Here is a 20,123-nt window from a genome sequence, read left to right as displayed (position 1 = left end):
TTTCAAAGAAGCCCAGATGAATTATGCAAATGAAGGCAGAAATGGTTCCATACCCGGATTGGCTCATTTCCAAACGTTGTAATGTTATCATCAGCACTGTGGTTATAACAAAAAAACAGGACGAAGTATGTTTTATACTTCGTCCTGTTTCATTTTTATTATCTAGATTGGTTTGAACTGCATCCCCAAGATCTGGCAGCAGCTTTGATTTGATTTTTCAATTCTTTTGCAGTCAGAGTAAGAACCATTGGTTTGTGCCAACGCTTCATATTTCTTCCCTCCCTTTCTTTGTTCCATATTTTTTTAAAGCCTCAATCAGATTATCAAAGTATTCTCGATTTAGACTGTAAAACATAGTTCGGCCCTGATTGCGGACATGGATAATATTGGCCTTGAGCATCAAATTCAGATGGTAATAAGCATTGGTGTTGGAGATTCCAAACATCTGTTCAATCTCTCGAATGGACATTTCGTCTCGAAGCAGCAAAGCGTCGATAATCCCGATCCGGTTTTTTTCCGATACAGCGGTTCCAAAAACATCTAAATCTACCAATCTCGTCTGATCATGCCAAAAATTAAGCATAGATTCTATGTCGAGTCCAAGTAAAATAAAATTACTATCGTTTAAAAAACAAGTTATAGCACAATTCTTATAAACAATACAAGGAGAAATATAAATATCTTTTTTCTCATTAATGACAAAATTCTTACCATATACTTTAGGCAATTTAACAACTAAATCATCAAAGTCCAAATTACTTTCAAAATCTGCAATTTTCTTATAGTTTCTCTCATAATAGAACTTCAACTGAGCTTCTTTAGAAATCAGCTCAAAATTCAATTTTTTTATGATCCATTCGTAATTGACAAAAAATACACAGAGCTTTTCTTTTACATAGTCGCTGTATTCGGATTCGTCGATGAGCTGCACCAAAAGTTTCAAATTTTTTCGATACTTCTGCACCTCTTCGTCGCTGAGTTTTGGAAAATAAAACTGAATCATTCTGGACACGATTCTCTCGGTGTCCAGCAAATCGTCCTGCATGTTCTCAAAAATAAAGTTGACGTTATATTTCTCAACATTATCATAAAAACAATATTGGGGCAAAAAGCATCTTCCATCTTCTTTGAGATAAAAAAAGATGAAGAGTTCCTGTGGAATATCTGTAAACTCAAACTGCAGTCTATTAAAAAATTCCATGTTTTCCGTGGATTTATTGTAATTTATATAGCCATTTAAATGATCCTTATTAAAATGAAATATAAAAATGTGTAGGAGATCATATACGTATCCAGGTTCTTTGAGAAATTTTATATTGTACATGTTTATCACCTTTTTTTGCTATTATACCAGAAAATAACCTATAAATCAACTTTTTATTACACTTATAGAAAATATAATTTGAAATTATTTTTTTAAATAAACTCTTCCTTGTCAAATGAGTGAATTTTTTGGCGAATTTTGCTGTATAAAAGCGAGTTTTTATAGATTTTTCCTACTTTATGTCAATAAATCTGGAAAATAGTCAAAAAATGATGTATAATACTGTAAAAACACTGATGGGGAGTTTCTGTATGCTGACGTTATATTTATCACCGCCGTTTCAAACCGATTTTACGATACGGACAAACTGTCATCACCTCAGCCGCTCTTTGTTTTTGAAGCACGGAAAGTACATTGCCGTATCTGATGAGCCGAGAGGAAAAGTCATTGCCGCCTTTCGTGAAAACGACGGCTATCGCATCGAATTTGACGGGAAAATCACCTGTTCGCCCAATGCCTTGTCGGAAATCGACCACATCGTCTGCGAGAACACCCATTACGATGAAAGGTTTTTTGCCCTGCACGGAGCCGCTGTGGGCCATGAGGGAAAAGCGTACCTGTTTCTGGCGGCGACCACCGGCGGCAAGACGACGCTTGCAAGCTACCTTTCCGGCGCCGGTTTTCAATACATCACCGACGACTGCATTTTGCTCCATCGGACGAGCTTTGCCGTTTACCCTTATCAAACGCCGATTCATCTGCGGGAAGGCGGGCTTCAGGTTTTGAAGAGGTTGCAGGCCGTTCCCCCGGGCCTTCAGCGGTTTGAAGACGGGGGAAATATCCGTTATGCCTATACGCCGGAAGACTGCGCCGATGGGCCGACGCCCCTTGGAGGAATCTTTTTTATTCAGAGGACGGAGTCGGAAAATCAGCTGATCAAACTGTCAACCACCGAAAAAATGACTGCGCTGATGAAGGCCCCCATTACCGATTACGCCGTCAGCGCCGATTACCTGAAATTCATTTCGGCGCTGGCCGGCCATCAGTGCCGCCGGCTGTGTTACAGCCGGATGGATTTTGCCGCGGAGGTGATTCGAGATGGACGATAAACTGCTGCAAAAGCTGCTGGCCGTTCAAGTCAGCGCCGGAAAGCCGGTGGAAATTTCCGTTGTCGGCGTCAGCATGAATCCCACACTTTATGAGGGGGATTCGATCACCGTCCAAAGGCAGGCGGAATATGAAATCGGGGACATCCTGGTCTTTACCTATAAACACGATGAACTGCTGGTTCACCGGCTCCTGGAGAAGCGGGACGGCTTGTATTTCTGCAAAGGGGACAACGCTTTTCGCCTGGAGGATGTGCCCTATGAGCGGATTATCGGCAAGGTGACTGCTGTAAACGGCCGCAGCCTGCCCCCCTGTGCCCCCAGGCTCATCACCTTATCTATGCTCGTAAACCGGGCCTTCTTCCGCTGCCGGTACGACGCCGAAAAAACAAAACAGTCTTCCATTTATCAGCTTTATCAAAAAGTAATTTTAAGAAAAGAGGAAAATATTATGGTTTATCAGAAAAACAAATCTATGGAGTACATTCAAAGCGACGAAACCTCCCTTGCTGTCTTTGACCCGGAAAGCGGTGACACTCACTTTTTCGATGAAATCGGCATTGATATTCTGGGCATGCTGGAAGAGCCCTGCGATTTGGAGACGCTGCTTCAAAAGCTGTGCGCGGTTTATGAGACCTCTCCCGATGAAATCCGGGAAGATGTGGAAGAGTTTTTGCAGGATACCGTGTCAAAAAAGGTCGTTGAAGTACTATGAATGTAAAAATGATTTATGTGGAAATCACAAACCAATGCAATTTGAATTGCCGCACCTGCTATAACCGTTCCGGGTTAAACAGGGAAAGAAAAGAGATTTCCAAGATGCAGCTTGAAACTATGATCGAGAAATTTCTCCCCTATGGGCTGCGCCGGGTTATTCTCTCAGGAGGCGAACCCACTTTACATACCGCTTTTCACGATGTTCTCGGCCTTGTGGATCAGTATCCGGACCTGTCTTTCGGCGTCGTCACAAACGGGACAAACCCGGACGGAGCGCTCATCGAAATGCTGAACACCCGCAAAAATTTGACCTTGCAGGTCAGTTTGGATGGTTCCTGTGAAAAGCAGAATGAGAAAACCCGCGGAAAAGGGAATTTTGACAAAGCACTCTCTTTTGCACAGCAAGTCCATCGCCCTGACAGCGCTCCCCTGCTCAAAATGGTCATTTCCCAGCAGAATTACGACGACATCGAAAGCTTTTATCAGCTGGCTGTCTCCCTGGGATTCCTTCCTGAGTTCGCTTTTATCTACAAATCTGGGAACGGGTCGGAGAAGTGGGAGGATAAAAGCCTGTCCCCACAGCAAAAGATAAAGGCCCTAAACCTCATTGAGCGGCTCAACAAAGAGTTTGACACAGAGGCTTTCCTGCCTTTGTGCTCGATGAAATGTCCCTACATAGACGGCACAGACGGACTATCCCTCTGTGTCAAGACGGACGGGTCCATACAGCCGTGTCAGACGCTGTATGACAGCCGATACAGCATGGGAAATATTTTCCATCTTGATATGGATTCTATTGAGGAAAAGGCACAGGGTATGGTTCAGCTGGCCCAACAGCGACTGCGATGCGATTATGGCTGCGACCGGTGCCTGCTCGAAGAAGGGTGCAGCCGGGGATGCATGGCGGCGGCCGTCACTCTGCATGGCGACCCCCTGCAAGAGGATGGGGACTGCGAATACAGAAAACTGATTTTTCTCAAGCAGAGTCTCTCCAAAATGAAAAAGGATTTGATACGATGAATAAAGATGCCATTCTGCGCTGCCTTTCAAAGGTAGTGGGGCTTCCTGTAGAAGATTTGTCTTCCATTCCGCCGGAACAGGAACTCTCCGAAATAGGTCTTGACTCCCTCCGGTTTATTGAGCTTATCGTCGCGCTGGAGGACGAATTCCAGATCGAAATTCGGGACAGCGACCTTTTATTTCAAAAATTCAGCACCCTGTCCAATTTGTATTCTATGCTCTCGTCCTATTTGGCGCCTGTCAAGAAATGCCTCATTTTGGACTGCGACAACGTTTTATGGAAGGGTATCGCCGGAGAAGAAGAAATCGTTATAGACGATGATATAATCGCCTTACACAAAGAGCTGGTCCGTTTGTATGAGAAGGGGGTTTTGCTCTGCATTTGCAGCAAAAACGAACCGGAAACCATCCACAGTGCCTTCCAGGATGAACGAATGCTGCTGAAACAAGAGCATATTCTATTATCCAAGGTCAATCAAAAGGATAAGGCAAGCAATATCCGAGAAATCGCGGACGAGCTCTCTCTGTTCCCAGACAGTTTTGTCTTCGCGGACGATATGCCCTATGAATTGGGGCTCGTTTCTGCCCTGCTGCCGGAAGTGGAAACCATTCTCGTCGATTATTCCAACGGAAATTTCATCGAAAAAATAAAAGGCTTCTTTCCCCAGGCGGAAGGCGGGGAAAGAAACCGGACGGTTCTCTACCGGGAGCAAAAGGAGCGGGAGAAACAGCGGGTTTGCTGCGGCAGCGTGGAGGAATATAACGCGTCCCTGCAAACCGTTGTCATCTGTCAAGAAGCTTCAGCATCCCAGGCGGAACGGTTATCGGAGCTGTCAAGCCGAACCAATCGGTTTAATTTGAGCGGCTCCAGATACTCCAAGCAGGAAATACTGGAAATGCTCTCCCGCCCGGATTACCAGGTCGTCTCCCTGGAAGTGACCGATATTTACGGCGATATGGGCATCGTGGGTATGGGGGTTTTGCATCAAAACTGCATCGAGGGCTTCATGATTTCCTGCCGGGTGTTTGACAGGGGGCTGGAGGAAATTCTGCTCCAGAAACTGCAGTCCCTGTCCGACGCTCCACTGACAGGGATCTATCAGGCAAATGACAAAAACAAAGGGTATGCGGATTTTTATGCTGACCACGGAGTAACAACAGATGAATGATGATTTGACCATTGCAAAAATCCGAAAGCTTGTCAAAGAAAACATCGGCTGTCCCGAACTGATTCCGCTGTTCGACAGGCACAAATGCCTTTTCCTGCGGAACCTCACAGGGGACAAAAAGTCCATGATGGACATTCAGCTTTCAAAGGCGGCGGTAACGGAGCGCTATCAGACATGCAAGCCTCTCTTTGACACGATCCGCCAACTTCCCCATGCCGTCATAAAAGGAGCCGTCCTGTCCCAGGACGCTTACGGCTCCCCCTTTCTGAGAAAGTCAGGGGATATCGACCTTTTGATTTCCAGAGAAAATCTCGATGCCGTCAAAAGTGCCCTTTTGGAGCATGGATTTATTCAGGGAAAGCTCGTCGGAGGCAGCGTGGTTCCTTTTACAAGAAGAGAGCTGTTGTTCCAAACGGCTATGAGTCATCAGACAGCTCCTTTTGTCAAGGAAACGTCAAACCGTCTGTGCCCATATGTAAATATCGATGTCAATCTGGACATCCTGTGGGGGGAAAGCGGGCAGAACACCGATATGGACTATGTATTGGCGCACTCCGCCGAAACAGAAATTGCAGGGGTAACGGTCAAAAGGCTCAAGTCGGAAATGGCGTTTGTTTCACTCTGCCTTCACCATTATAAGGATATGAATTCCATCTACCTTTTGTACAAAGGCGGGCTGCGGCTTTATCTTTTTTGTGATATTTATTATGCCTTCAAGAATTTGGCTCCTGACCTTGACGTCCTGCGGCAGCACAGTGAACGCCTATCCGTCGCTCCTTATCTGTATTATTGCGTCTACTATGCCAATGAGGTGTTCGATGATCCTGATCTCGCGGATTTTCTGGAGAGCTGGAAGGGTTATCGGGACGACCGGCTGATGGACAGCTTTGGATTGACGGATTTCGAACGAAAAAGCTGGCATGTCCCTTTTGAGGAGCGGCTTTTCGCCGAAGATATTCGTTTCCTGCTGGACGGGCAGCTAGACGAAACGGACAGGGAGAAAATTTCCTTAAATGAACGGTTTATGTAAACCTTAGAAAAGCTTTACTGGGCCGCAGATGTTCGTAAAATGTGGGTTTTTCCATTGCGTGAGGCCACATGAGAGATTTATGAAAAGCACCGGTTTTTTGGAAAGAAAGGCCCGCATGGACCAATCAAAGCACTTGTCAGACCATGTAAAAATCAAAGAGCAGCCGGTAAAGAAAAATCTTTAGCGGCTGCTCTTTCATTATCTTATCCATCCCGTCTGGTCCAGTCATATTTCATTGACTGGCGGCAGGCAGGCGCGGTTCCGGCAGATATAATAGGTGGTCTGATGGTCAAGGAGGCGGTATTGCTCTGTGGGTGCATCCAAAACGGTGACTGCGGCGCCGAGGCTTATTTTGCAGGACAATCCATCCGGAATACCGTTTTCGCCTATTGCGATGACAATTTTTTCCGGCTCGTCCAAAGCGTCCGACAGGGCTGTGAGGAACATGCTGTATCCCGCCGGATAGTGTCGGGCGGAACCGGAGAGAAAAGACAGCTGCCGCTCTGCCAAATCCCCGAACCAACGGTCGGCTGTAACCAGGTGAAGCCGAACAAGGTTATACGCCATAACAGAATTGCCGCTGGGCACCGCGCCGTCATAGGTCTCCTTAGGCCGGAGAATCAGCCGCTCGTTTTCCCGGCCGGTGAGCCAAAAACCGCCCTGCTCCTGGTCAAAAAAATCCGCCTCGGCTTTTTCACAGAATCGTCGGGCTTTGCGAAGAAAAGATTGATCGAGTGTCGCCTCGTAAAGCGCCACAAGGGCAAAAATATAAAAGGCGTAATCATCCAGAAAGCCTTTTTGCCCTGTTTTCCCCTCTCTGTAGCTCACATAAAGCGTTTCCCCCTGGCAGAGATTTTTTTCGATAAATTTCTGGGCGTTTAAAGCCGCTTCCAGATAGGTTGCATCGGCGGTGACCCGGTACAATTGTGACAATGCGGCAATCATCAGCCCATTCCAGGCCGTCAGTATCTTGTCGTCCAAATGGAGGCGGTATCTCTTTTTCCGATACTCGTACACCTGGGGAAGATGCTGCTCAAATCGGTTGCTGGGATGGGGATTTCCCAAAAGGTTCGGAATGCTCTTGCCCTCAAAATTCCCCTTCTCTGTTATATCGTAAAATCGGCAGAAGGCATTCCCTGTTTCCTTGCCCAAAAGGGAGATGATTTCTTTGGGCTCAAACAGATAATATTTACCCTCCACTCCCTCGCTGTCTGCGTCCTGTGCACTGTAAAATCCGCCGTCCGGATCAGTCATTTCCCGCAGGATATAGGAAGCGGTCTTTTCCGCCACATCTCTGTAGTATTCTTTTTGGGTAACGGTGTAGGCCTTGCTGTAGGCCATGATCAACAGCCCATTGTCGTACAGCATTTTTTCAAAATGGGGCGCAAGAAAATACCGGTCTGTGGAGTACCTGGAAAAGCCGTAGCCTATGTGGTCGAAAAGGCCGCCCCTATGCATCTGTTCCAATGTCGCCTCCACCATGTGGAGGGCTTGCGCCTGACCGGTTTTTTGGTAATAGGTGAGCAGAAACAACAGGTTGTGCGGAGTGGGGAATTTGGGCGCTTCCCCAAAGCCGCCGTACGTTTCGTCAAAGCTGTTCTGGTACAGTTCGCAGGCAGAATCCAGCAGGTTTTTATCGGATTCTCCCGGTTCTTCCGCCTGCCGGTTCAAAAACGAAACGATATCCTCGGAGGACTTTAGCAGCGCCTGCCGCTCGGTCCGCCATTTCTCGCTGATGGCACGGAGCAATTCTCCAAAGCCCACAGTGCCGTAGCGTGCAGTTTTTGGGAAATAGGTTCCGGCAAAAAACGGTTTTTGTTCCGGCGTCATAAAGATGCTGGTGGGCCAGCCTCCGCTTCCAGTCAGTGCCTGGCATACCGTCATGTAGATGCTGTCGATGTCTGGGCGCTCTTCCTTGTCCACTTTGATGGAAATGAAATTCCGGTTTAGAATTTCCGCGATCTGCGGGTCCTCAAAGCTTTCATGTGCCATCACATGGCACCAGTGGCAGGTGCTGTACCCGATGCTCAAAAACACCGGCAGGTCTTTTTCTCTCGCTAATTTAAAAGCTTCATCGCACCAGGGATACCAATCCACCGGGTTGTCGGCGTGCTGCAAAAGATAGGGGCTAGTCTCCTCTTTTAAATGGTTTTTCAACATTTCACCTCGCGTTTTCAATCCATTGAACTGTTTCGGTTTCTTTTAGTATGTGTGGAACTTTAGTTTTTATAATCCGGCAGCCGATTACACGCGGCCTGTTTTGATAAATACCCAGTGTCCGCAAAAAAACCAGCCGAAGGTTCGCTGCCTCCGGCTGGTTTATTCTTTTTACTGTCCGTCAGGAAACCCAGGCGCCGTTTTTATTGACCCAATATCCGTCCGGGGTTTTACGGTTTGCATACATTGCGCCGTCTGCCCCCACGTAGTACCATTTGTTGTACCATTGGATCCATTTGGATGTCGCCATGGTGCCATCTGCCTGCATAAAATACCACTTGCCGCCGCTCAGGAGCCAGATTTTCACCACACCCGCTCCATACGAGTTTAAGTAGTACCAATTGCCGTTATAATACTTCCATTTGCTGTGCTCCATCACGCCGTTTTGGTCAAAGAAATAGGCCTTTCCTCCGATGCGGATATGCCCGGTGGCTTTAACGCCGTTTACATAATAATATTTTTTCCCGTTTTCGGTTTTCCACTGGGCCTCTGGCAGGTGCTGGCCGTTTTGGGTGATTTTATAAATCTCGCTCACAGTCTGAGCGCCTTTGAGGGAATCCGGCATCAAATTCGCTTGGATTTTCCCGTTTACGCCAAGCTGTTCAGCAGCTAATTTATTCTTATCGGAAAAGATAAACTTGGGCAGGGCGGGATGGCGGTCGCTCTGGTTCTCGATGGATGTCAACGTGTCCGGAAGGACCACCAGGTTGGAGGTGCCCATCCAGGTGAAGGCAAATATTTCGATTTTCGTCACACCTTCAGGAATGATGACGATTGAAGTGAGGGCGGTGTCCTCAAAGGCCCGGGTTCCGATGGTTTTGGTATCGGGGTGGATTTTGAGAGAAGCTTTTTTTGTTGGTACGGCTATGAGCTTGCTGTAATCTTTGGTGTACAGCGCGCCGTCGTACACGGAAAAATTGGGGTTTTGGGGATCCACTTTAAATTCCTTTTTGGGAAGCCAGGTGCTGTGTTCAAAGGATTTCATCGATTTTCCCAATACAAAGGTATCAAAACCCTTGAGGGAGTAAAAAAACACATCGCTGTACAAATTTTCGACGCCGTCGGCGATGACCAGCCGGTTGAGATATGGCAGATAGGGCTGGAAAAGCCATCCAATATTAAAAAGGCCCCACGTTCCTTTTCCGCTGAGGGTGAGAGTCTTCGCGTCCAGGTCGATTTCCCATTGGGACCCATTGTAGCCGCCTCTGAGCGTCCCGTTGCCCATCTGCTTTATTTTTGGATGGAGCTGAACCTTGGGATTGCCATAAGGGAGTCCCACAAGAGTCTTGTAATCCTTGGTGTAGAGCGCGCCGTTATAGGCCGCAAGATTCGGATTTGCAGAATCCACGACATACTTCGTTTTTGCCATATAGGCCAACCCGTCAAAGGCTTTGACATTTTTGCCCACCTTCACGGTGTCAAACTCCATAGTATACATGAGCAGGGGAACATCGATGGAAGAAGGCCAGGAAGTGATCCCGTCGCACAGCACCAGGGTGTGTATTTTGTTCTTAAAGTTCACCCAGACGCCGGTTGAGCCGGAATGTTCGAAAAAGTCGCACTCATCTGAAAAATAACCGGGAACAAAGGGGTTTCCCTTTGCGTCGAAAGAAAGGGTTCCGGCCTTCAAGTCGATTTTCCACAGAACCTCCGGGTCCCCTTTCTTCCAGGGTTTTATGTAATCTTCCCGCAGGGACGGCTCGTAGGCCCCGTGATGCCATGTGCCGGAGACCGTTTCCAAATTGGGATAGAGCTCTGGGTCAAAGTAATTGTTTAAATAGCCGCTGTTCACCTCATCGTTTAAAAGAACCATGTGTTTAACGGAATTCTGATAGGGCAGCCAGTCGCCACGCGGCGCCCCCTCGCCGAAATCAATCGTCAAAGTCCCGGTAGCAGCATCCAGCTCCCAAAGGCATCCGTTCTGCACTCCCCGGTATTTTTCCCCGGCAGAAACCGTGCCGAGGCTTAGGCAGACCACGCAGCACAACGCAAATACAGTCACCGCAAGCTTTAAAAAACTCTTCATGATTAAGCCCTCCAAACGCATACCGTCATCATTTAACCCATTTACCCTTAATACTGCCGGGATGTTGCTTTGGTTTCAAAACCCCGGAAACAAATAAAGGTGTCGAAAGCAGCTCTTCCCTTCTCAGAAGGCAAAAACCCTTCGGAAGAGCGTCGCTTGTCCGAAGGGTTCCTTTTTAGCCAAAGTCGAAACCTGCTGGCCACAGGTCAGATCTGTTTTATTTTTCCGTACAGCTTCCCCGATCCTGTCCGCTGCACTTACCCCAGATATTCCCGCAGCACGCCGCGAATCTCATCAATGCTCACCGGTTTTGTCAGGTATGCGTCCATCCCAGAGGCGTAGGCTTTGTCTACATCCTCCACAAAGGCGTTGGCCGACATGGCCACGATGGGGGTGCGCCCTCTGCCCCGGGCATCCTCCATTCGGCGGATCTGCCGGGTGGCATCATAGCCATTCATGCGCGGCATCTGCACATCCATGAACACCAGGCTGTAATACCCGTCTGGAGCGTCGGAAACCATCTGTAATGCTTCCTCGCCATCCCAGGCGTTTTCCACCGTAACGCCGCTAAAGTTGAGAAATTCCTCAGCGATTTCCATATTGATGGCATTGTCCTCTACCAAAAGCACCCGGCCTTCAAACAAAACTTTGTCCGGTTCCTTTTCCTCCTCCGAGACTGAGTACTCTGCCGTTATTACGTCCCGCAGCACGTGATAAAGCCTGGATTTGAAGAGGGGCTTCGCCAAAAAAGCGTTCACTCCCGCCTGTTTGGCCTCTTCCTCGATATCCGACCAATCGTACGCCGTTAAAATAATGATGGGAACCTCGTCTCCCACCTTATTCCGAATCTGGCGAGCCGTTTCCAGGCCATCCATTTCGGGCATTTTCCAGTCGAGAATCACCGAATGGTAGTCCCTGTGCGCCTCATGAGAGGCAGCTGTTTTCTCAACAGCCTCCCGTCCGGTAAGGACCCACTCGCTTTCCATGCCGATTTCCCGCAGCATCCGAGCCGTGTCCTCACAAACGTCCTTATCGTCGTCCACCACCAGAGTCCGCAGCTCCCGCAAAGCGCTGAAGTCCATCTGCTCTTCCCCTTTTTGCAGCTTCAAGTGGAGCGTCACCTGGAAGGTGGTCCCTTTCCCCAGCTCGCTCTCAACGGAAATCTGGCCGCCCATCATGTCTACAATGCTTTTGGTAATGGCCATCCCCAGGCCAGTTCCCTCGATTTTGCTCTGAGTGGAAGTGCCCACACGTTCAAAGGGCTGAAAGATCTTGTCGAGAAAATCCTCCGGTATACCAACACCAGTGTCGCTTATAATGAAGCGGTAACAGCCGTACCCTTGGAGTTTGGGCGGCAGCTCCCGAATCTTGAGGTTTACCTGGCCGCCGGAAGGCGTGAATTTGACGGCGTTTCCGACGATATTGAGCAGCATCTGGTTGATGCGCAGAGTATCTCCCACCACCCGCTCGTGATCCAATCCACTGATGCTGATATCCAAATCCAGCTGTTTAGCCTTGGCCTGCTGCTGGACGATGGCGGCGATCCCCTGAATGAGCTCTGGCATGAAGAATTCCTCGTTATTCAGGGTGATTTTGCCGCTCTCGATTTTGCTCATATCCAAAACGTCGTTGATAAGTCCCAGCAGATGTTTCGAAGAAGCGGAAATTTTATTGAGGCAGTCCTTCATCTTGGCAGGCTCCTCCAAATTCATCCCCGCGATGGCCGTCATACCGATAATGGCGTTCATAGGGGTGCGAATATCGTGGGACATATTGGACAAAAACCGGGATTTTGCATCGTTGGCGTTCTGAGCCGAGGCGAGGGCCTCCCTCAACGCGTCCTGCATGGCCTGTTCCTGCCGGTTTTTCGTCCGGATGATATAAAGATAGATTCCCAGCGATGTTAAAACCGCCAGCATGAGCACAGTGGCAAAGACAATGGTGCCCAATCTGGTTGAGCCGGCCAGCTGCTCAAAGGCAACAAAATTTTTCTGTGCGCCGTCTAGGATAACCAGTCCAAGGCGGTCAATCTCGTCCAAAAGAGGAATTACATTGCTGGTATAGAAGGAGTTGATATCCTTAGTGTCTGCATCTGGCTGGTCCGCCAGGGTCAGCAGCGCGCTCAGCTGGACTCGTAGGTCCTGATAAGTTTCCTGGAGCAATTCCGGAGCCTTTTGATTAGTCAGGTGCCGTTGGGATATAAAATCCAGATTTTCCGTCATGACAGAGTCGATTTCGTCAATATGGCGCCGCACCGTCTCGATGGCCTCAGGGCTGCGCAAATAGGTGAGCCGCTCCGGCAACGTCCGCAGCTGAGTGGCGCAGGTATCCACCTTTCCAGCCGCGATGGACACTGGAAAGGGATGTTCGCTGATCTGTTCCACCTGATCTGCGATTTTATTGGTGTTCACCAATGTGACAATGTAATAGACCACAAGCAGAATAATCAACAGCCCAGCTGTCCACTTAGTGAATTTCTGTGTCTTCGCCTTTTCTTTTTCTTTCAGCAAGAGTCTGTCCGTCCCTTCTAAATTGCAGGCAAAAAACTGCTCTTTTTCCCTGCGGCAAAGTAATCCAATTATTATATTCTATTATAGTACCGCCGAGCTTGAAAATCAAGAAAAAACGGGTTCCACGCGCAATTTTATGCATTTTAGCAAAATATCACCCTGTTTGTTGCATTATTACCTGCGCAACAGCATTGCCGCAAATTTTTAGCCAATTCAAAAATTGATTTTTCCCCATAAAACAAGCCGGAGGCAATCCCGCCTCCGGCTTTTCTTTCACTTAGACAAACTTGCGGTGGGATAGGACCAGCAAAAGCCCGGCCGCTTCTCTCTCCCTAACAAAGGGAATCTGCTCCGTAAGGGGACACCTCTCCCGATACGCTCATCCCCTTTTCCTAACGGGCGCCAGGATAAAAATCGTAGACTGAAGTAAAACCGATATTTTCCTTCATTTGTTTTACAAGGGTCTCGTAGGCCTGCCCGCCCACGGGGAACGCCTCTTTCGCTACGGTGTTTTTGTCGGAATAGAGATAAACCGTCGCCCATTCCTCGGTGGGGGCGGCGTGAGCACCGGCCAGCTTCAGGGTATCCGGCAGAACCACGGCAGCTCCATAAGTGCCCATCTGGGAAAAGGCGTTGTCTTCCACGATAGTGACGCCCCAGGGCACCACTACCAGCGGGATCTGGGCGTTGATAAAGGAATCCTGCCCGATGACTTTCATCTTGGGATGGAACTCAACCGAGGTCTTCTCGGCGGGAAAAGCCACCAGCTTTTTGTAGTCCTTGGAGTACAAAGCCCCGTCGTAAACCGACAAATAGGGGTTGTCGGGATCCACTTCATAGGATTTTTCCGCCATCCGGGTCAGCTGCATATTGTGCTGCATGCTTTTTCCTAAAACGCAGGTATCCGCTTCCAGGTTCAGGATATTCCGTTCGTCCTGCTCCCTTTTGATGGTGGTGATTTTATCCCCGAAAACGATGCGGTGGATGGAATCACGATAGGGGATGCACTGTTCCACCAGGTTACAGGGGTCGGGCATGGCGCCTTCTCCTTCAAAAGTCAAAGTCTGGTCGATAAAATTGAGCCGCCAGGCAAAGTTCCCCAGCATACCGGCAATCTGCTCCGGCATGTCCGGGTGGTAGGTCAGGGAAGGCTTTCCGGAAGGGCGGGCGGCGATGATATTGTCCGCTTTGGTGTACACCGCCCCGTCATAGGTAAAAAAGGTCTGGTTTTTGGCATTGACCTCATAGGATTCTTTGGCAACAGTGTCCAGGCCCTCGATGGATTTGAGCTTTTTGCCCAGCACCACGGTGTCAAGTCCCAGCTCGCGGAGCACAGGCCTTGGGTCGGCGGGTTTTCCCACGCCCACCACCTGCCGGATGGAAGTAACGCCGTCCCCGATGACGAGCCGGTTCACCGAATCGGCAAAGTGTTTCCAGGCCTCTCCCACCACGGGAAACATTTCATTGCTGATGACTCCGTCAGCGTCGAGGGTCAAGGTTCCTTTCTCCAGATCAATGGTCCAGGAGGCCCCGTTGTAGCTGCCGCAATAGGTTTTCAGGTTAGGAAGCTGCGCCAGATGCTCCTCGGGGACAAAATATCGGGCTTCCTTCCCCTTGAGCACGATGTGCTCGATCTCCCGCACTTCCGCCAGGTTCCACGGCCCCGGGGAAAGATCGGGCCCGCCGCTGGGTTCTTTTCCCTCAATGGTCAGGGTGTGGCTGCCGGTGTTGAGCTCCCAGCTGTATGCATTGGCATCGCCGCCCAGCTTATTCCCGGAACAGGAGCCGAGGCACAAAAGCGCAGTGAGGAGAAAAAGGGCAAAAAAGACGATGGAGATTTTTTTCATAGCTGCAATTCCTTTCCCGCCTGGAAGGCTTATTGTTTCTTTTCTTAACTATACAACAAAATGCGGCCTATGTCTACAAAAAACGCAAAAAAGGCCGGAACAGGGCGTCCCGGTCTTTTGAATGTCTGCGTGAAGGTTCAGGCAACCTCCGGCGGGAACTGCCCCTCCCCGATAGCAAAATCCTTTTCCCCATTGAGCCATCGGGCGTAGTTGAACACCCGCTCGAATTCTCGGAACCCATCCGGTTCCCGAACGTTGTAGTTGTCCAGGTACCCCAGGCTCTCATATCGCCTCATCCAGAAGGAATTCGGCAGTTCCGGGCGGGGCCTTGCCGTAAAGAGAATCATCCGCTTGCATGGGACCTTTTGGAGCGCCGCGATTTCTTCGTCGGAGAGCCGGTTGTCGTCGCAGATGAGGAAAAGGTTTTGAGCATCCACCCGCTCTCTCCGCCGGTTCCAGGCGTCTTTGGCCTCTTCGTCGGAACGGTAGTGGTTGAAGTAAACGGTCAGGTCCCCCAGCTTTCCCACGGGGTAATCCCCCTCCTGAAACTGTTCTGTTTTTTCCCCGGGGGCCAGAAAGGTGAGCTCCATGGAGAGATAATGCTGAAGATCACAGGCGAACTTGACAAAATCGTGGTTATCCATCCACAAATTCACAGTGGGAGAGCGAAACGCAAGCCCCAGGTTGTGGGAGATGAGCCCGCCGATGCAGGACGGTGTGAGGATGGAAGGCGGTTTCGCGCTGTAGTCGTACTGGGCGCGAATCCAGGCGAGATACCGGTTTTGCCGCCTCCTGATATGGGGCAGGCGAAACCACATTTCCTTGAGCGCCGATTTGACAGCCGCTTTCACATTCATTCCCCCTTCCGAGTCAGTCTATTGCTGATTTTATGCCCGTAGCGCAGGCAGATTTCCTTGAAGTACCCAAATTCCCTTGTCCGGAAAAACAGCAGGAAAAAGAGTGCATTTGACACGAGGGAGCTGACGATCCCCACAAGAATCCAGCCCAGCCACCCGCCCAGGGTGATGAAGCCGCAGAGAAAATCGGCGAGGAGATAGGCCCCCAGCGTCACCACCGCGTAGACCGCGTAGGACGTAAAGTATTTCCGCAAAGGTTCTTTAAAAGCGCAGCGGTAGATGGAATAGGGCTCCCACCACAGGTTGGTGGTCAGGAAGGAGACGGTGGTGCCTAAAAGCACTCCGTAAATGCCCCATTTCAGCACGATGAGGAAAAACAGCGACACCCCCAGGTTCACAATCGCCTCGATGAAGGACTTGTACTTGACCTGCTTGAAAAGCCCCGCCGCGTTGATGACGAGCACGCTGGAAAGCCGCATCCCGTTCAAGTAAAAATTGATAAGGGAGATGTAGAGCACCCCCTGGGACAAAAGCCGCTCCCCGCCGAAGCAGAGGGCGATAAACGGCTCTACCGTCTGGCCCAGGGCCACGGTGAAAAAGCCGAAAATCCAGAAATTCACAAAGTTGATGTTTTTATAGATTTCGTACTGCCGTTCCCGGCTCTCCACGGCAATGAGATTCCCCACGCTGGCGGTGACGGCGTTAAACACCTGGGACAGCACCGTCCGAATGGTCCCGATAATCAGCGTGTAGTTGGAGTAAAGCCCCAAAACCGCCATACTGATCTGGGCGATGATGATATTGTCCGTCCCCGTCACCGCCACCGAACCGACCCGGTGGAACATCATCGAAACGATGTTTGTTTTCATCATCGACCGGGTTTCCCCGTCCAGCCGCTCCCCCTTGTACCGTTTCAGGTAGGGGTACATTTTATCCACCTTGCGGGAGATGAGCAAATTGGAGCAAAAGACGCATCCCATCTGGACGACGAGGTAGAGGACGTAGTTATAGGTAGTCAGCAGCACCGCCATCTGGATGACGTACTGGATGAACATAAAAAGGCTTTCGTTTATGGTGTTCAGGTAGTGCTTCTGGTGGGCGGTGATGAGGGTCCGCTTGTAGGAAAAGAAGTAGCTCAGCACCGTGTTGCCCAAAAACAGCAGGTAGATGATGGTCAGATGGGGCACCGTGTCGGACACGCCGTTTGTGATGGCGTCGAGAAAGGGAAGCAGCAGCAGCCCGAACGCCGCCGTCAGCAATGCGATGAGCTGGTAAGCTTTTTTGTAAAAGTGCATCAGCGCGCCGATTTTCGGCTCGTCGTTTTCCGCCAGCGGCTTATACAGGGCGAAGCTGACGGCGGTTCCCAGCCCCAGCTCGGTCAGGGACAGCATGGAAAGGATGCTGGTGAACAGGCCGTTGAGCCCTAAATAATCGTCGCCCAGGGTGTGGACAAACACCGTCCGCATGATAAAGCCGGTCAAAAGGCTCACAAACTGCCCGCCCAGGGCAAAGGCGCTGTTTCGAATGGAATTTTCAGTCCGCATGGCTTCTCCCACAGATTTCAGTCAGTATTTGCCGGAAACGCTCGTAATAGCTTTCGACATCCCGCGTTTCCATCCGTTTCCGGCCCGCTTCTCCCATCCGGCAGCGCAGCTCCGGGTCGTCTTTGAGCATTCCGATGGCCGCGGCCAGGGAAGGCACAAAGTTTTCGTCCCGCTTGACGATGACGGCGCAGTCCTCCGACACGTTTTCTACAATTCCCCCTGCGTCGGTGCCGATCAAGGGCTTTCCGGCGGCCAGGGCCTCCAGGACGGTCAGCGGCGCCGCTTCCTCCAAAAGGGACGGGAGGACGCAGATGTCCGCCGCGGCGTAATAGGCGGGCATTTCGGCAAACGGGACAAACCCGGTCTGAAATACCCGGTCGGGGGCTTTCTCCGCAAGGCTCTGCAAATAAGAGATAAAGGGGGTTTTCCCATTGGCGCCGTACCAGTCGCTCCCCACCAGGAGAAGCTTGAGCGTAGGATCAGGCTCCTGCAAAAACGCCTCCATCAGCTCGCCGACCCCCTTCCCTTCCGACAGGCGGCCGCTGTACATCAAAACGACGTCCTCTTCCCCGACGCCGAACCGGGCGCGGATTTTCCGCCGTTCTTCCGAGTGCCGCCCCGCGTCAAAACGCCCGGTGTCGACGCAGTTTTTAAAAGTCAGCGCCTGTTCCGGGCGCAGGGAACAAGCCCCCAGGGTTTCTTCCCGGATAAAATCGCTGACCGCCAAAACGCCGTCGCAGCCAGAAAGCCCGCGGAGGCCCTTTTGGCTGAAATTAGACGGATGGTTGTGCAGGTGCAGCCAAACCGGCGTATGAGGGGCCGCTTTCCGCACCAATGGGAGAAATTCCGGCTGGTTTTCCACGATGACCAGGTCGAAAGCTTCTTCGGAAAGGGCCTTCGCCGCCCGTTTTCCGTAGGCGCGCTCCGGGCTCAGCTCCAGATGCAGCAGCTTCCGGCAGCCGCGGACCAACAGATCGTCGAACCGGGGGCAAAAAGCCTTGCCGGGCAGGTGGCAGAACCGGGTGTGCCGGTAATCTTTCGCGGCTGCCTGAGCTACTTCACCCCCGACACAGTACACGGTGAAATCATACTCATGGCCCTCTTCATTGCAGAGGAGCAGGTGGTTGACAAGCGTCTCCATGGCCCCGCCCTTCACCGGGGGCATGGGCAGCAGAGACGGCGTCACAAAAGCGATTTTTTTCCTCACGGCGCAGACGCCCCCTTCCAGTTATTCCGGTTCAGCGGGTAGTATTCGTCGTTGTAGGCGAAGTAGCTGTAGCTGAGGCCCGCCTCCTCCAAAATCCCCTTTACGTCGGAAACCCACTGGAGCCCGCCGCGGGCGGGGTCCTGAGCGGCGGCGGAAAGCCCGAACTCCCCCAGGAAGAGGGAAATCCCCTCTTTTTCCCCGAACCGGACATAGGTTTCTATCTGCCGCCGCAGGTAGTCTTTGTCCAAAACGCTGTAGCCATCGCAGTCATAGCGGTTCATGAACGGAGCGATCTGGCTGTCGGGGGAAAAACCGAACAGAGAAAGCGTGGCCTCCGCCTGATAGGAATGGCCTTTTTTCATGGGGATATTCGCCTCGTTGAGGACGGCAGAGAAATTCCCCACAGCGTTTTCGATGTACGCCGCCTTCTGCACCTCATCGTACTGGGAGCTCCAGCTCACATCCGGCGACCAGATGTAAAAGGTCTCCGGCTCCTCCATGGTCAAGCTGAGAACATCCCCCAAAAGGCCGCCGTTTTCGTCGTATTCCCGGACCCGAAAGCCCTTGAGGAGCACGCCTCCCCCCGCCTGAGAGGAAACGCAGGAAAGCCCGGTCTGGAAATAGGCGGGGCCGTCCCCGTCGTAGCGCACCGGCTCCCCGGTGACGGTCTGAACCTCATAGTTAGCAAGGTCGGCGGTAGGGCCCTTGTAACTGTTTTCCGCGAACCGGGGGTTTTGAGCCTCGGTCACAAAATCGTTGGGGTAGCTGAGATAAGGCTTGTAGGAATCCCCCTGGGGCCTGTAAATCTGGCTCGTGAAAGCGTAGGGATCGTAGAAATGAAACTCGTAGGCGGTGTTTTCATCCTCCGATTCCGGGAAGCCGTAGCGGTATTCCTCACCGAAAGCCTGAGGGCTCCGCACGCCGTTTTGGTCGGCGATGCCATTTGCCCGCTCCAAAAAGATGATGTGGTTTTGGTCCGCCTTGCGGATTCGCTCGGTGATCCTCCCCGCCAGCTCGCTCCACAGCCGAAGCCCCGTTTTCAGGTTGGCGGCACAGGGGACCGGTTCGTTGACGATGCCGTACCCCAGCACCGTTTCATTATCTGCATAACGCTTCGCGATGGCGCCCCACATCTCGACGAGGCGGTTTTGATTTTCTTGCTCGGTCCAGAGGGCCGTCCCCTGCCCAGACGACTGGTAGCCGCCCTGGGGAAAGTGCATGTTGATGAGCACCTTGACGCGGTGCTTTTTGGCGTAGGAAATCTGGGCGTCCAGGAGCTTCCACCCGGAATCCAGGTAAATATAGGGGTCAGCGTCGCTCTCCAGCAGAGCGTAGTCCCAGTGGAGGCGAACAGCGTTGAAACCCAGATCGGCAATCGTCTCATAGTCGTCCTCTGTCATCACGTTGTTTCCGTTGACGGCCACGGCCACGCTCTTGATAACATAGGGCCCGCCGTCTAAAACAAAGCCAGTGCCGTCCACCGCCGGGAAGGGCGACGCGGGCTTTCCCTCCCCGCCGGGCAGGCAGGAGCAAAGCATCCCCGCCGCCAACACGGCCGCCAGCAGCCCTTTGAAAATCGATTTTACCGTCACAGTCCCCCGCTCCTTTG

Annotated in this window: 14 protein-coding genes; 5 read left to right on the top strand and 9 right to left on the bottom strand. The window is 51.1% G+C overall.

What is annotated here, in order from left to right; all coding sequences use genetic code 11:
- Nucleotides 1–265 precede the first annotated feature (265 nt).
- Nucleotides 266–1,108: an ArsR/SmtB family transcription factor gene (locus H8710_RS08760; RefSeq protein WP_249295147.1), complete on the bottom strand. Its 843-nt coding sequence runs from the start codon at nt 1,106–1,108 to the stop codon at nt 266–268.
- A gap of 467 nt (nt 1,109–1,575) precedes the next feature.
- On the opposite strand from H8710_RS08760, the gene H8710_RS08755 reads away from it, so the two are divergent.
- The 5 genes from H8710_RS08755 to H8710_RS08735 are packed head-to-tail and all read left to right on the top strand — an operon-like array spanning nt 1,576 to nt 6,306.
- Nucleotides 1,576–2,373 (top strand): hypothetical protein, encoded by a 798-nt coding sequence (locus H8710_RS08755; RefSeq protein ID WP_249295146.1) that lies wholly within the window; start codon nt 1,576–1,578, stop codon nt 2,371–2,373.
- A complete protein-coding gene (locus H8710_RS08750) occupies nt 2,363–3,085 on the top strand; it encodes an HPr-rel-A system PqqD family peptide chaperone (protein ID WP_249295145.1) in 723 nt (240 codons plus the stop codon). The genes H8710_RS08755 and H8710_RS08750 overlap by 11 nt, the downstream gene beginning before the upstream one ends.
- Complete coding sequence (locus tag H8710_RS08745; RefSeq protein ID WP_249295144.1) at nt 3,082–4,107, top strand: radical SAM/SPASM domain-containing protein; 1,026 nt, start codon at nt 3,082–3,084, stop codon at nt 4,105–4,107. The genes H8710_RS08750 and H8710_RS08745 overlap by 4 nt, the downstream gene beginning before the upstream one ends.
- Nucleotides 4,104–5,276 carry an HAD-IIIC family phosphatase gene (locus H8710_RS08740; protein WP_249295142.1) on the top strand — a complete coding sequence of 391 codons (1,173 nt, stop codon included), beginning with the start codon at nt 4,104–4,106 and terminating at the stop codon, nt 5,274–5,276. The genes H8710_RS08745 and H8710_RS08740 overlap by 4 nt, the downstream gene beginning before the upstream one ends.
- On the top strand, nt 5,269–6,306 hold the full coding sequence (locus H8710_RS08735; RefSeq protein WP_249295140.1) for a nucleotidyltransferase family protein: 1,038 nt from the start codon (nt 5,269–5,271) through the stop codon (nt 6,304–6,306). Before H8710_RS08740 ends, H8710_RS08735 begins: the two co-directional genes overlap by 8 nt.
- Nucleotides 6,307–6,531: 225 nt before the next feature.
- Here H8710_RS08735 and H8710_RS08730 read toward each other — a convergent pair whose 3' ends face one another.
- The 8 genes from H8710_RS08730 to H8710_RS08695 all read right to left on the bottom strand — a co-directional run bounded on the left by H8710_RS08730 (nt 6,532) and on the right by H8710_RS08695 (nt 20,106).
- Nucleotides 6,532–8,466, bottom strand: a complete 1,935-nt coding sequence (locus H8710_RS08730) for a thioredoxin domain-containing protein (protein ID WP_249295138.1) — start codon at nt 8,464–8,466, stop codon at nt 6,532–6,534.
- 178 nt (nt 8,467–8,644) lie between these two features.
- Nucleotides 8,645–10,549: a leucine-rich repeat protein gene (locus H8710_RS08725; RefSeq protein WP_249295135.1), complete on the bottom strand. Its 1,905-nt coding sequence runs from the start codon at nt 10,547–10,549 to the stop codon at nt 8,645–8,647.
- A 257-nt stretch (nt 10,550–10,806) separates the two neighbouring features.
- Nucleotides 10,807–13,059 (bottom strand): response regulator, encoded by a 2,253-nt coding sequence (locus tag H8710_RS08720; RefSeq protein WP_249295134.1) that lies wholly within the window; start codon nt 13,057–13,059, stop codon nt 10,807–10,809.
- Between the two features lie 392 nt (nt 13,060–13,451).
- The gene (locus H8710_RS08715; protein WP_249295132.1) at nt 13,452–14,906 is read right to left on the bottom strand and encodes a hypothetical protein; all 1,455 of its coding nucleotides are present in this window, start codon (nt 14,904–14,906) and stop codon (nt 13,452–13,454) included.
- A gap of 137 nt (nt 14,907–15,043) precedes the next feature.
- On the bottom strand, nt 15,044–15,763 hold the full coding sequence (locus H8710_RS08710; RefSeq protein ID WP_249295131.1) for a DUF1919 domain-containing protein: 720 nt from the start codon (nt 15,761–15,763) through the stop codon (nt 15,044–15,046).
- Nucleotides 15,760–17,307, bottom strand: coding sequence for a lipopolysaccharide biosynthesis protein (locus H8710_RS08705; RefSeq protein WP_249295129.1), 1,548 nt, complete (start codon nt 17,305–17,307; stop codon nt 15,760–15,762). Before H8710_RS08705 ends, H8710_RS08710 begins: the two co-directional genes overlap by 4 nt.
- On the bottom strand, nt 17,297–18,514 hold the full coding sequence (locus tag H8710_RS08700) for a glycosyltransferase (protein WP_249295127.1): 1,218 nt from the start codon (nt 18,512–18,514) through the stop codon (nt 17,297–17,299). The genes H8710_RS08705 and H8710_RS08700 overlap by 11 nt, the downstream gene beginning before the upstream one ends.
- The gene (locus H8710_RS08695; protein ID WP_249295125.1) at nt 18,511–20,106 is read right to left on the bottom strand and encodes a cellulase family glycosylhydrolase; all 1,596 of its coding nucleotides are present in this window, start codon (nt 20,104–20,106) and stop codon (nt 18,511–18,513) included. Before H8710_RS08695 ends, H8710_RS08700 begins: the two co-directional genes overlap by 4 nt.
- Nucleotides 20,107–20,123: the final 17 nt, after the last annotated feature.

Origin of the sequence: Fumia xinanensis, from assembly GCF_014384905.1 — a bacterium.
Taxonomy (GTDB): Bacteria; Bacillota; Clostridia; order Oscillospirales; family Ruminococcaceae; genus Fumia; species Fumia xinanensis.
The sequence above is the reverse complement of the archived record's forward strand: the minus strand, read 5'-3'. Positions and strand labels throughout refer to the sequence as shown.